Genomic DNA, 12,728 nt, shown 5'->3' on the forward strand with positions numbered 1-12,728 from the left:
ATTTACGCCGCCAGTTTCTCGCCGTAGCCTGCGCGCAGCAGGGCAGGGAGGATATGATGCCGTTTCTGATGACCTTTGGTGACAGCAACACGCATGGCACCCCGCCGATTGTCACGCGGGGCGAATATCACCGGTTTGCGCCGGGGGTGCGGTGGCCGCACGTCTGCTGGCGGGCGCTGGGGGTCGGCTGGGAGTTGGCCGAAGAGGGGCTGCCGGGACGCACAGCGCAGTTTCCTGACCCGGTGATGGGGGCGCATATGAACGGGCAGGACGGGCTGAAGATCGCGCTGCAAAGCCATGGTCCGGTCGATGTGCTGACGCTGATGCTGGGCACCAATGACGTCAAGGCGCGGTTCTCGGCCACGCCCCAAGCGGTGACGGCAGGCGTGGCCGGGCTGGTCGACATTGCCCTCAGCCTGGAGATGCAGGCGCGGCACGGCGGCTTTCAGGTGCTGCTGATCTGCCCGCCGCCGGTGGCAGAGGTCGGGCCGATTGCGGGCGAGTTTCTGGGGGCAACCGCGCGCAGCCGGGGCCTTGCCGAGCGCTACCGGGATCTGGCCGCAGCACGCGGCATCGGGTTTCTGGATGCGGGCGAGATCATCGAGGTCAGCCCGCAGGATGGCATCCATTTCGAGCCAGAGGCGCATACCACCCTTGGCCTTGCCGTGGCCGAGGCGATCGGGCGGCTTTAGCCCGCCGCCGGGGTCAGGTCAGCCCATCCGCAACGCGCCGCAAGCTCTGCCGCAGGCGCGCCGGTATCCACCGCATCGCCTGCGCGCAAGGCCAGTGATTTGCGCATGTTCCAGCGTTCCCGCATCAGGTGCAGACCCGAACGGCTGATCTTTGTCACCGGGGTCTGGATCGGCAGGAACTGCGGCCAGTTTGCCTGCATCCAGCGATAGCTTTCGGTAAAATCCGGTCCCAGAGCGCCATGAAAGCGGTCGTTGTGAATGCAGGGCAGGCCGATGGCATAAGCGCCCTTTCCGGCGGCGCGGGCACGGCAGACGATATCGGTGCCATACATGTGCCAGCCGGGCTGGTTGTCATCGAACCGCAGGCCGGACGCCCGTCGCAGCACGATCAGCATTTCGTCAAAGCTGATCACCGGCTCCGGCTGCAAGGGCACCCGCCCGATGATCTGGCCCAGGGATGAGGTCCAGACCGGGCCGAACTGCCGGTGATCGGCGGCCACACCAAACGCCCCTGCCACACCCCAATCCGGGTGGCGGCGGGTCAGATCGGCAAGACGGTCGGCCAGCAGCGCCTCCCAGCCGCGGGGCAGATACACGTCGTGATGGGCAAAGACGATCACATCGCTGTCGGTGGCCGCTATCGCCCGGTTGTAGGCGGTGGCGGCAGAGGGGGCATCGCGTTCGACATGCAGCAGCGCGCCACCCGACAGGCACGGAGAGGCGGCGAGGTTTGCCGACAGGATCGCATCGGAATTGCTGGCGCAGGCAATGATGAACGGCATTGGCATCACGGGTTGCCCTTGCTGGCAAAAAGGACAGTTAGTTTCTCGGCTTCGCGATTGATGTCATGGCGGTCAAGCACCCGCTGTCGCGCGGCATGGCCCATCTGCGCCAGCCGGTCAACTGGCGTTACGGCAATGTCTCCAATCGCCTGCGCCAAGGCGCTTGCGTCGCCCGCCGGAACCAGCCAGCCGGTTTCTGGCGTGACCAGTTCGGGCACGCCGGCAATTGCAGTGGCGATCACCGGGCGACCGGCGGCCATGGCTTCCATGATCACCACCGGCAGACCTTCGGCAAAGGAGGGCACGATCAGCGCCTGCGCGGCAGACAGCGCCTCGCGCACCCGTGCCTCATCCAGCCAGCCGGTCAGCGTGACATGGCGCGACAGGTCATGCCGGGCAATCGCCGCCTCGATCTGCGGGCGCAATTCCCCATCCCCCACCAGCGTCAGGTGCAGACCGGGCAAGGACGGTGCAGCGCGGGCCATCGCCTCGATCAGCAGGGCAAAGCCCTTTTGTTCTGACAGCCGCCCGATTGCCACCAGATGCGGCCCGCCTTGTGGCATCGGGGTGGGGTCTGGAAAGCGCCATGGCTCGATCCCGCAATGCACCACATGCAGGCGCGGCCATGTCGCGGGCGCGGCCCAACGATAGAGCTGGCTGCGGCCAAAGCTGGAAATCGCGACGGCAAAAACCGCCTGATCGCACTTTGCGCCGAGAGAAAGCGCGCGCGGGGCGTCAAACTCTTCGGGGCCGTGCACGGTGAACGAATACCCCGGTCCACCCATCATCGAAGAAAGCATCGCAACGATTGCCGAATTGGTCCCGAAATGCGCATGCAGATGCGGCAGGCGCAGATCATGGCAGCGACGGGCCAGATGGGCCGCCTCGGCCAGATAGATCAGATGCCGCAGCCAGCCGCCGGTGCCCGGCGTCTTTCCCGCGCCTGCAGTGCCGCAGCGCAGCGCCATGACAAACGCATGGGCCGCCCCCTTTGGGTGCCTGACCATCCAATCCAGCGCCGACAGCGCCAGCTTGGCCGCCCCGAGTTCCAGAATATGCTCGGTGCGGGCGTCTTCGGCCATATCTGCCGGGTCCACCAGCGCGGCACGATCCGACCGCAGGGCAAAGCGATGAATGTCCCACCCCAGCCGTTCAAGCGCCAGAATCTCGCGCCGGATAAAGGTCTGCGACCCGCGTGGATAGGTGTTGACCAGATAGGCGATCTTCAACAGAGGCTCCGCTCCACACAGCGCCTCTTCGGGCACCACGGGCACAGGATCGTCAATGCTCTCCGGGGATGCAAGGTGTTTGACTGGTCACACATCTGCCTTGGCGGCCCCAGGCGGCAGAGCGGATGCATCATGGCTCACGGGCCGATGCGCGGCAGAATTGCACCACACCGCCGATTGCTCTTATGCCCAAGGCTGTCAAAACCGCAGGTTTCGCATAATCTCAGCGTGCGGGGCAGACCCGTGAGCGGCAGCGGGGGGCCGGATGTCAGTGGTGTATCTGATGGCGGGTATTCTTGGCGGTGTCATTGCTGCCATTTCTTCCTCTGCCATGGGGCGGACAGCGATGGATGCCTTGCTGATGTACTCTGCGTCGGGTGTGATCTGTACGATTGTGCTGGCAATGGCCGTGCCAAAACAACGCAACGATCACCGTCAGGATTGATCTGTATTGTTTCTGGATTTTCGCCAATCATCAGGTGTTCTCTAACCTTTGCGCTTTGAATTTGGCTGGCAGGGTTTTGCACCGGTCGCTCCCATCTGGATGAAGGCCCCGAATCTCTGGATGAAGGCCCCGAATCATCCAACGATCTGATTTTAAACCAATGCGATAGTATTCCAATTTTTACACCCTCATAGGGAGAGTGAGGCGGTACGTTGTCGGGGATGCGGCGAAATCAACGCTGGAATATGGTCTAAAACAGACCACCCCTGTCGAATGACAGTCGTCAATCATCCTCAACAACGCGTAAAATACAAAGTGGGGGCGCTTGATCCGAGTGCTGAAGATGTTGTTTTTTATGCTGCCAATCCAGGCGTGCGGGTCAAATGGCCCCAGCCTTGGGCAGGGATGTGACAGAGTTCAATTGTTGCGGTCTGAGCTACGGGCAACCGGGGAGGCTTTTTGATGTCTATTACCTTTCCCGAGTTTCAGGCCCGTTCTTCAGAGCCTGTCAAATCTCCGCCGGATTTCACCGGCCTGCCTTTGCTGCCCCCGGCACGCCCGTTCGGGCTGTACCGGAACCTTTTCAAACGGGTGCTGGACGTTTCGGCCATCCTTGTGGCCGCGCCAGTTGTGCTGCCGGTGGTGGCGGGGCTGGCGATCGGGGTGGCGCTGGATGGCGGCAGCCCGTTCTACAGTCAGCTGCGGCTGGGCAAGGGCGGCAAGACCTTTCGCATGTGGAAGTTGCGTTCGATGGTGCGCGACGCCGATGCCCAGATGGCAGATCTGCTGAAGCGCGATCCGGCGGCGCGGGCGGAATGGAATGCGACACAAAAGCTGCGCAACGACCCGCGGATCACGGGGTTTGGCCAGTTTCTGCGCCGGTCCTCGCTGGATGAGCTGCCGCAGCTGTGGAACGTGCTGACCGGCGACATGAGTCTGGTTGGTCCGCGCCCGATGATGGTCGATCAAAAAGCGCTGTATCCCGGCACCGCTTATTATGCGCTGCGTCCCGGCATCACCGGATACTGGCAGACCGCTGGTCGCAACCGCACCACGTTCCGGGCACGCGCCGAGTATGACACCGTTTATGAGGAAGGTCTTGCTTTGACCACCGATCTTCGGATCCTGTGGCGCACGGTCAGCGTGGTGATGAACGGCACCGGCTGCTGATCAGCCGCCATGGTGCTTGATCGCAAAAGGCCCGCCCTGATCCGGGCGGGCCTTTGCTTTGCCAGACAATATCTTACAGCATCGAGGCGAGCGCCATCGCCACCACAACGACCGCGCCGCCAAGGATGATCCTGCCGCGAAGCCCGACCATATCAGGCAGGTGACCCGCCTCATTCCCGATCAGCGAGCTGATCAGCTTGCGGCCCAGCGGTTTGCGGCTGCGGCGTTGCACTTCCGGGATCGAGACGACCGGGCGCAGGTTCAACTCGCGTTCCATCTGGGCGGCGGTGCGGATCACGGGGTTCATAACATCCAGCAGAAACGCAATCACCAGCCCCAAAGCCGCGCTGCCGAACAACCCGGCAATGGCAATCTTTCTGGCCCCTGAACCCAGCGGATAATCGGGCGTGATTGCCCGTTCCAGCATCGAGAACCGTTCGGTCTGCTGACGCGAGGCCAGGCTTTGCGCGGTTTCCGCCTCGGCCATCCGTTGCGAGACCACGGTGTATTGATCCTGCAGCTGCCGCATCTGCCGGTCATAGGCAGACAACACCCGTTCCACCTCGGCCGTGTTGCCCAGCGTTGCCTCCAGCGTCGCCTTGCGTTCAGCCAAAGGCCCGCTCTGTGCGGTCAGAACCGAGAGCCGTTGGCTGATGTCTTCCAGCCGTCGCCGGTCAGTTGCCCGCAGGGTCGGCAAGGCATTGATCTGCGCCTCTTCACTGCGCAGGCCGGTGATCTCCTGTTCCAGCGCCCGCAGCGAGGTTTCCAGCTCTGCAATCTCATCCTGCCGCGCCTCACGCACACCCGGCAAGGTGTTGCGGTTCGTGTCGCGATAGTCGGCGATTTCGGCCTCTAATGCGTTGATCTGCGCCCAGAGCCGGTTTTCCTGCTCTTTGAAAAAGCCGAAACTTGCCTCGGCGGTCGCCCGCTTGCCCTCGGCCCCCATGTCCAGCACGCTTTGTGCCAGATCATTGGCGATGCGTGCCGCATTGTCTGCCTGCCCGGCCCGTGCCGTGATGATCATGGCCGACAGCGCACCAGATGGCCCGGTCACACTCTGAAAGCCGACAGAGCGACGCATTGCGACGATCCGGTCTTCGACCGAAAGGGCAGGGGCGTCGGCAAACAGATTGTGCCGTTCGATCAGAGCAATAATGTTGTCACGGGCGGTCAGGCGCTGCTCGATGCTGGTCATCAGCTGCAGAACATTAACCGGCAAGGCCGGGGCCTGCCCGCCATCGGTCACCATTGGCAGTTCCACCTGCAACACCGCTGTCGCCTCGAACACATCGGGGCGGGTCTTGGCGTACCAGATGGCAAACACCGTGCCGATCAGGCTGATGGCGACGATCAGCCAGAAGCGACGGCGGATCAGACCCAGCAGATCTTCGACAGTCAGGATCGGTCCCATATCCTAGCCCCGCCCATAGCGCAGGCGGCCAAGGCCACGGTCTTGCGCCCGGTTCAGTACAACGCCCATCACCGGAATACGGTTCTCGAACAGAGCTTCGCAGGCGCGGATGTCTTTGGCGGTGGTCTGCGTGCCATCCACCACGATTAGCACGGCATCCACCTTGTCTTTCATCGCCAGCACATCGTCGCTGACCAACGCCGGAGGCAGGTCCATCACCGTGATCTCAGGATCAAGCTGCAATTCCATCGCCTCCAGTGCCTGCGCTGTATCGGCACTGTGCAGGATGTCGCCGGCATCGGGCACCGCTTCGCCGTTGAACCCGATCGCGAGGGTTCGGCCGACCCGCAGAAACAGCGACTCCATCGGCTGACTGCCATCCAGAAAATCACGCAGCGCCCCGGTTGGCGTGGCCCCGAACAAGGTGTGCAGGTTCGGGCGGCGCAGATCCAGGTCAATCAGCACTGTGTGGCTGCCGGGGCGGCGGGCCAGTGCCATCGCAAGATTGGCGGCGGTAAACGACTTTCCACAGCCATGGGTGGGTGAGGTGATGCCGATCCGTCGCCAGCCATGCTCTGCCATCGCCTGCGAGACACGGGTTCGCAGAATGTCAAAGGCGGGACCGGCAACGCTTTGGTCCGGGTTGGTAAACAAACCGTTTCCAGCCAGATGATCGCCGTTCAGGGAGATCGCATTCAGCGATTCCCAGACCCGTGCCGGGTTCAGCAGAGCCAGCGGATAGCTGTCGGTAAAGATGTCCCGGCCCAGATCAATATCCAACGGATCAGGATCCCGCCCGGTCGACCGGCCAGGACGGAACACCGAAACAGTCAGGGCACGGTCACGCCGTGATGCGGCATCGCCCTCCTCGGCCATCGGCAAAATTCCCATATCCAGTGCGGTTTCTGATGGTAACGCCAAATTATTGTGTCGGGCCATCACCTGGCACGCTCCTGAAAAGCGCAGCGCGGGGGCTGCTTGCCGAAAACAGACCTGCGCGTCAGCAGGCCACGACTTAAGGCTCGTCTGCCGCAATACACATGCCCTTTGGGTGCATTGTGATTGTGCCAGACTCGCCGGACCCCCGTCCAGTTCCGATCATGATTAGCAGATTACCTTCCGAAATGAAAGGCTTTGCCCCTCTGCGCCGTCCTGCGGGGCATGGCCATTGTCGCCCTGCGGTTCTAGGGTTGATGGCGGATAAACAGGGGCAGCATAGATGACCGTGATCGTGGATGCGGTGGTGATCGGCCGGAATGAAGGCGCGCGGCTGGTGGCTTGTCTGGCCGCCTTGCATGGGCAGGTGCGGCGCGTTGTCTATGTCGACAGCGGGTCCACCGATGGTTCGGGCGCGGCGGCAAGGTCGGCGGGCGCAGAGGTGGTGGCGCTTGACATGAGCCTGCCCTTTACCGCCGCGCGGGCCCGTAATGCCGGGCTGCTGGCGCTGGCCGAGGCGCCGCCCGATTTCGTCCAACTGGTTGATGGCGATTGCGTGTTGGACTCCGGCTGGATTCCGGCGGCGCTGCGGACCTTCGACGGCAAGCCGAGTGCCGTCGTGGTCTGCGGGCGGCGGCGGGAGCGGTTTCCCGATGCGTCAGCCTTTAACCGGATGGCAGACCGGGAGTGGGATACACCGGTGGGCCCGGCAATGGCCTGCGGTGGCGACGCACTGATGCGCTTTGCGGCGGTGATGGCGGTGGGCGGCTACCGAGACGATCTGATCGCCGGAGAAGAGCCGGAGCTGTGTCTGCGCCTGCGCCGCGCCGGGGGAACGATCTGGCGGATCGACGCCGAGATGACCCTGCATGACGCCAATCTGCTGCGCTTTGGCCAATGGTGGACCCGGATGGTGCGGTCAGGCCACGCCTTTGCCGAAGGGGCTGACCTGCATGGCGCGGGGCCCGAGCGGCATTGGATGGTTGAAACCCGCCGGGCGCTGCTCTGGGGTGTCGCGGGGCCGGTGATGGTGCTCGCGGCGGGGCTGATCCATCCGCTGGGCCTGTTGTTGGCGCTGGTCTATCCGGCGCAGGTGGCGCGGCTGGCGCGGCGCGAGGGGTGGCGCTGGGGGCTGCTCACCGTGATCGGGCGCTTTGCCGAGGCGCGGGGCGTGCTGGGTTATCACTTCAACCGGGTGCTGGGGCGGCGGCGGGGGCTGATCGAGTATAAATAGCCTCAGGCCCGGCGCTGACGCAGGGCTGCGGCGATCTGGCCGGGCAGGATGGCAATGCAGGCGGTGTAGCGGGGGATCATGCGGCGCGGGGCCGAGAGGGCGCGCCATACCCATTCCAGCGCCAGCTTGCGGACCCATGCCGGCGCGCGGACCTGTTGGCCGGCGATGAAGTCGAGGCCCGCGCCAAAGCCGCAAAAGCCGATCTGTGGCGCGCGGCGGCGGCCATAGGCGGCGAACGCCTCTTGTCGGGGGGCGGAGAGCGAGACGATGCAGAGCCGCGCCCCTGCGGCCTGCATGGCGTGCAGGGCCGCGTCAGCCTCAAGGCCGGTCGGGTCAAAGCCCATGGCGGGCGCGCCAGTCCAGACCAGCTGCAGCGCGGGGAGTTCGGCGGCCAGCCGGGCGGCCGCCTGTGCCAGCACCTCGGGCGTGGAGCCATAGAAGGCGACGGGCATCCCCTCATCCGCCGCCAGCTGCAACAGGGGGCGCAGCAGGTCGGAGCCGGGGACAAGGGCGACGGGGCGGCGGGCGAGGCGGGACAGCCAGACGATGGGGTTGCCATCGGCCACGATCAGATCCTGCGCGGCATAGGTCGCGCGGTAGCTGGCCGAGGCGCGGAGCTTTACCAGATGATCGAGGTTCAGGGTGGCCAGGGAAAAGCCCCGCCCGCCCCGGAACCGGGACCGGATCTCGGCCAGCAGGCTGGGCTGGTCGGGCATGTTCACGGTGATGGTCTGGTCAGGGAAGCGGAACTGCAAGGGCGGGCCTTTGGCTTGGGGGTGTAACACAGGGGGAAGTTTTTAAAATGATTTAATATCAATGGCTTGATGCTGTGGGATTAACTATTTTTTAACACTCCCACCAGCGGGGACACCCGATCTTACCCCGGCAGGGTCACGATGATCGCGCCGCGTTCGGTCGCGACGACGGTATGTTCATACTGCACCACCCATGCGGGCGGCTGGCTGTAGAGGGTCCAGTCATCATCGCCGTCGGTTTCGGCAAAGTGGCCGCCGGTGGACAGGAACGGCTCTACCGTCAGCACCAGCCCCTTGTGCATCCGCCGCCGGTCGCCGCGGCTGGGCCATGTCGGCACCTCGCCCGGCTCTTCATGCAGGGCGCGGCCGACGCCATGGCTCGCCAGATTGCGGATCAGCGTATAGCCGCGTGCCGAGGCAAAGCGGCCGATGGCATTGCCGATCCCGGCGATGGGTTTGTCATGGCCGACCTGCGCGATCCCGATCTGCATCGCGCGTTTGCCATCGCGGCACAGCCGGTCCAGCGCGGGCGGTACACTGCCAAGGCGAAAGCTGGCCCCGGTATCGGCGAAATACCCCGCCTTGGAGGCGGAGACGTCGATATTGACCAGATCACCGGCGCGCAGAAGGCGGTCGCCGGGGATGCCGTGGGCGATTTCCTCATTCACGCTGATGCAGGTCGCGCCGGGAAAATCATAGGTGGATTCGGGGGCCGAAACCGCGCCCTCACGCTCCAGATGCACGCGCCCGATCTGATCCAGCTCGCGCGTGGTCATGCCCGGCTCCATCGCTTGCGCCATGGCCTGTATCGTATTGGCGACGATGCGGCCAATCACGTGCAGCCCGTCAAGATCGTCCTGTTGAGTGATGGTCATGGCACTGGTCCGGGAAAAGGGGGCGTGGGGTATGTCAGGGCTGTTTAGCACAGGTGCGGGGTATTGTCCCATAGGGCGGATTTGACAGAGCGGTGGCTGGACGATGGTGCAGGGCGGCGCAATAAAGCGGTGCCATCCGGCCCAGTGGGGCACATGGTCTGAGCGGATACGGAAGGAGTCGATGCGGTGGTTCCCACATCAAAAGCCGAATTGCTGGCGGCGATCGAGCTGTCGTTTGACCGGCTGATGGCCGATCTGGCGCGGGTGCCGGAGGCACAGGCGCGGGCGGTGGTGCTGGAGGGGCATGCGGCAGGCACGATGATGAGCCCCGCCGATCTGGTGGCCTATCTGATCGGCTGGAACGAGCTGGTGCTGAAATGGCTTGACCGGGATGATCGCGGCGCGGTGGTGGATTTTCCTGAAACCGGGTTTCAGTGGAATGAGCTGGGGTTGCTGGCGCAGAAGTTTTACGCCGACTATCGGGAGATGGACTGGGCGGCGCTGCTGGCCCGGCTGACGGCGGCCAAGGCGCGGCTGGTGGACACGATCACGGCGCGGTCGGATGCAGAGCTGTATGGCGGACCGTGGTACGGCAAATGGAGCAAGGGCCGGATGATCCAGTTCAACACGTCCTCGCCCTATGCGAATGCACGGGGGCGGGTCCGCAAGGGCCTGCGCGCCCTGGAATGAGATGACATGCGGGATGACATGAAAAAGCCCCGCCGAGGCGGGGCTTTTTCATGTCAGAGCGACCAGATCAGGCCAGAGCGGATTTCGCCTGAGCCGCGATGGCGTTGAACGCCTCGGGCTCATGCACGGCCAGATCGGCGAGAACCTTGCGGTCGACTTCGATGCCGGCTTTGGTCAGGCCGTTGATCAGGCGCGAATAGGTCATTTCCATATCGAACAGACGCACGGCAGCGTTGATCCGCTGGATCCACAGGGCGCGGAACTGGCGCTTGCGGACCTTGCGGTCGCGGGTCGCATACTGCTGGGCCTTGTCGACGGCCTGCGTGGCGGTGCGGAAGTTGGTCGAGCGGGCGGCGTAGTAACCGGCGGCTTTCTTGATGACCTTGCGGTGACGTGCGTGGGTGACAACACCAGATTTAACGCGGGACATGGGTGTCTCTCCTCAGCGGTCGTAGGGCATGTACTTCTTGACGATCTTGGTGTCCGAAGCGGACAGCAACATCGTGCCAGAAGCATCGCGAATGAACTTGGTCGTACGCTTGATCATGCCGTGACGCTTGCCGGCGACGCCAGCTTTTGCACGACCGGACGCGGTGAAGCTGAAGCGCTTCTTCGCAGCGGATTTGGTCTTCATCTTGGGCATTTCGATCTCCAATCGTCATATGCGCGACTCGGCATGCCTAAGTTGGCCGGCCCCGCAGGCTTTCCAGAACGGCTCCTATAGGGGGGAGGCGGTTTGGGCGCAAGGCAAAAGAGTCGGCGGGCTTGCGAGTCGGGCAAAAGCGTCAGTTCACAAAGCGGCCGATGACGCGGAAAAAGATGTCGGGGATTTCGGCAAGGGCGATGCCGCCGGGTTTGTGGCTAAGGGCGATGACGACAAGGGTGCCGCCGATCAGCAGAATGATGGCAGCCGCCCGGGGTGGGCGGCTGTCGGAAATGGCGGAAAAGATCGCCGGGATGGAAAGGGCCAGAAGCGCGGCCCCCGTGACGAACATCAGATCAGAGTCCATCGCCACCCCATACGCTGCCTTGGGTGATTTACTCAGGATCAGCTTTGTAAATCAACCGCTCATCACACGGCGCGACGCGCAGGATGTTGGTGGTGCCCTGCACGTTGAACGGAACGCCAGCGGTCAGCACGATCTGGTCGGTTTCCGCAGCAAAGCCGTGCTGGCGCGCAGCGCGGACGGCAGAGATGACAGCGCCTTTGAAACGGTCCTGCTCTTCGGTGATCACGCAATGGGTGCCCCATGTCAGGCAAAGCCTGCGGGCGGTGTCCATCAGCGGGGTCAGTGCGATGATCGGAACGCGGGGGCGTTCGCGGGCCACAAGGCTGACCGTGGTGCCCGATTGCGAGAACACGGCGATGGCCTTGATATCGGTCGATTCCGCGATTTCACGGGCGGCGGCGACGATGCCATCGGCGACCGTGGAGCGGACAACTGTGCGGCTGGCCTCGATCACCTGACGATAGGTCGGGTCGCTTTCGACCGAGATCGCCACGTTGTTCATGGTGGCGACGGCTTCGATCGGGAATTTCCCGGCGGCGGATTCGGCCGACAGCATGACGGCGTCAGCACCCTCATAGATGGCGGTGGCAACGTCAGAGACTTCGGCGCGGGTTGGCATCGGTGATTCGATCATCGATTCCAGCATCTGGGTGGCGACGATCACCGGCTTGGCGGCGGCACGGGCCATGCGGACCAGACGTTTCTGGATCGGCGGCACCGAATAGACCGGCAGCTCAACCCCAAGATCGCCACGGGCGACCATGATGCCATCGGAGACGGCGAGGATCGATTCGTAAGCTTTGACCGCTGCGGGCTTTTCGATTTTCGACAGCACGGCAGCGCGGCCGCGTGCCAGCGCTTTTGCCTCGATCACGTCTTCGGCGCGCTGGACAAAGGACAGGGCCAGCCAGTCAACGCCGAGGTCGCAGGCGAATTCCAGATCCTTGAGATCCTTTTGCGACAGAGCGGCCAGTGGCAGCACCACGTCGGGTACGTTCACGCCCTTGCGGTTGGAAATCGCGCCGCCGACGGTGACGGTGCAATTGGCAAAGTCCTTGCCGCAATCATCGACGATCAGGCGGATTTTGCCGTCATTGACCAGAAGCGACGAGCCGGGTTCCAGCGCCGCGAAAATCTCGGGGTGCGGCAGCTGCACGCGGCTGGCGTCGCCCGGTGTCGGGTCCAGATCGAGGCGGAACTTGTCGCCGTCTGCCAGATCATAGGAGTCGGCGTCAAAGGTGCCGACGCGCAATTTTGGCCCCTGAAGGTCAGCCAGAATGGCGATCGGCCGTCCGGTGTCGGATTCGACCTGCCGGATGATGGTGTGGCGCGCGCGGATGTCGTCATGCGTGCCATGGCTCATGTTCAGGCGGAACACATCGGCCCCTGCCTCAAACAAAGCGCGGATCATTTCATAGTCGTTGGATGCGGGCCCCAGAGTGGCCACGATCTTAACATTCCGAAGGCGTCTCATGCCTTGTTCCTTCTTCAGTTATCAC

15 protein-coding genes are annotated in these 12,728 nt (G+C 63.7%); 5 read left to right on the forward strand and 10 right to left on the reverse strand.

The window, feature by feature from the left end; translation table 11 throughout:
• Window positions 1-56: 56 nt before the first annotated feature.
• Window positions 57-692: an SGNH/GDSL hydrolase family protein gene (locus tag D1012_RS00780; RefSeq protein ID WP_118149996.1), complete on the forward strand. Its 636-nt coding sequence runs from the start codon at window positions 57-59 to the stop codon at window positions 690-692.
• On the opposite strand, the gene D1012_RS00785 is transcribed toward D1012_RS00780, so the two are convergent.
• Both D1012_RS00785 and D1012_RS00790 read right to left on the reverse strand, forming a co-directional pair.
• Window positions 689-1,480, reverse strand: a complete 792-nt coding sequence (locus D1012_RS00785) for a glycosyltransferase family protein (protein WP_147335600.1) — start codon at window positions 1,478-1,480, stop codon at window positions 689-691. The two genes, D1012_RS00780 and D1012_RS00785, sit on opposite strands and share 4 nt — an antisense overlap.
• Window positions 1,480-2,703, reverse strand: a complete 1,224-nt coding sequence (locus D1012_RS00790; protein WP_118149997.1) for a glycosyltransferase family 4 protein — start codon at window positions 2,701-2,703, stop codon at window positions 1,480-1,482. Before D1012_RS00790 ends, D1012_RS00785 begins: the two co-directional genes overlap by 1 nt.
• A 265-nt stretch (window positions 2,704-2,968) precedes the next feature.
• On the opposite strand from D1012_RS00790, the gene D1012_RS22305 reads away from it, so the two are divergent.
• Both D1012_RS22305 and D1012_RS00795 read left to right on the forward strand, forming a co-directional pair.
• Window positions 2,969-3,148 carry a hypothetical protein gene (locus D1012_RS22305; protein ID WP_147335601.1) on the forward strand — a complete coding sequence of 60 codons (180 nt, stop codon included), beginning with the start codon at window positions 2,969-2,971 and terminating at the stop codon, window positions 3,146-3,148.
• Window positions 3,149-3,610: 462 nt separating this feature from the next.
• Window positions 3,611-4,318, forward strand: a complete 708-nt coding sequence (locus tag D1012_RS00795) for a sugar transferase (RefSeq protein ID WP_118149444.1) — start codon at window positions 3,611-3,613, stop codon at window positions 4,316-4,318.
• A gap of 73 nt (window positions 4,319-4,391) precedes the next feature.
• Here D1012_RS00795 and D1012_RS00800 read toward each other — a convergent pair whose 3' ends face one another.
• On the reverse strand, window positions 4,392-5,729 hold the full coding sequence (locus D1012_RS00800; protein WP_118149445.1) for a GumC family protein: 1,338 nt from the start codon (window positions 5,727-5,729) through the stop codon (window positions 4,392-4,394).
• Window positions 5,730-5,732: 3 nt separating this feature from the next.
• Window positions 5,733-6,668 (reverse strand): CpsD/CapB family tyrosine-protein kinase, encoded by a 936-nt coding sequence (locus tag D1012_RS00805; RefSeq protein ID WP_118149446.1) that lies wholly within the window; start codon window positions 6,666-6,668, stop codon window positions 5,733-5,735.
• Between the two features lie 280 nt (window positions 6,669-6,948).
• Between D1012_RS00805 and D1012_RS00810 the strand changes: the two genes are divergently transcribed.
• Entirely contained in the window at window positions 6,949-7,899 is a 951-nt protein-coding gene (locus D1012_RS00810; protein ID WP_118149447.1) for a glycosyltransferase family 2 protein, read from the forward strand.
• A gap of 2 nt (window positions 7,900-7,901) precedes the next feature.
• Here the strand turns inward: D1012_RS00810 and D1012_RS00815 are convergent, their stop codons facing one another.
• Together D1012_RS00815 and map are read right to left on the reverse strand one after the other, a co-directional pair.
• Window positions 7,902-8,654, reverse strand: a complete 753-nt coding sequence (locus D1012_RS00815) for a WecB/TagA/CpsF family glycosyltransferase (protein ID WP_233516975.1) — start codon at window positions 8,652-8,654, stop codon at window positions 7,902-7,904.
• Window positions 8,655-8,776: 122 nt separating this feature from the next.
• Window positions 8,777-9,529, reverse strand: a complete 753-nt coding sequence (map, locus tag D1012_RS00820) for a type I methionyl aminopeptidase (protein ID WP_118149448.1) — start codon at window positions 9,527-9,529, stop codon at window positions 8,777-8,779.
• A gap of 186 nt (window positions 9,530-9,715) precedes the next feature.
• On the opposite strand from map, the gene D1012_RS00825 reads away from it, so the two are divergent.
• Window positions 9,716-10,219, forward strand: coding sequence for a ClbS/DfsB family four-helix bundle protein (locus D1012_RS00825; RefSeq protein ID WP_118149449.1), 504 nt, complete (start codon window positions 9,716-9,718; stop codon window positions 10,217-10,219).
• 67 nt (window positions 10,220-10,286) lie between these two features.
• Here the strand turns inward: D1012_RS00825 and rplT are convergent, their stop codons facing one another.
• From rplT to pyk, 4 genes are all read right to left on the reverse strand, one after another.
• Window positions 10,287-10,649, reverse strand: a complete 363-nt coding sequence (rplT, locus tag D1012_RS00830) for a 50S ribosomal protein L20 (protein WP_118149450.1) — start codon at window positions 10,647-10,649, stop codon at window positions 10,287-10,289.
• Between the two features lie 12 nt (window positions 10,650-10,661).
• Window positions 10,662-10,862 (reverse strand): 50S ribosomal protein L35, encoded by a 201-nt coding sequence (gene rpmI / locus D1012_RS00835; RefSeq protein ID WP_100196796.1) that lies wholly within the window; start codon window positions 10,860-10,862, stop codon window positions 10,662-10,664.
• 142 nt (window positions 10,863-11,004) lie between these two features.
• The gene (locus tag D1012_RS00840) at window positions 11,005-11,229 is read right to left on the reverse strand and encodes a hypothetical protein (protein ID WP_118149451.1); all 225 of its coding nucleotides are present in this window, start codon (window positions 11,227-11,229) and stop codon (window positions 11,005-11,007) included.
• A gap of 28 nt (window positions 11,230-11,257) precedes the next feature.
• The gene (gene pyk, locus D1012_RS00845) at window positions 11,258-12,703 is read right to left on the reverse strand and encodes a pyruvate kinase (RefSeq protein WP_118149452.1); all 1,446 of its coding nucleotides are present in this window, start codon (window positions 12,701-12,703) and stop codon (window positions 11,258-11,260) included.
• Window positions 12,704-12,728 lie beyond the last annotated feature (25 nt).

The sequence above is a fragment of the Pseudotabrizicola alkalilacus genome (assembly GCF_003443995.1).
Taxonomy (GTDB): Bacteria; Pseudomonadota; Alphaproteobacteria; order Rhodobacterales; family Rhodobacteraceae; genus Pseudotabrizicola; species Pseudotabrizicola alkalilacus.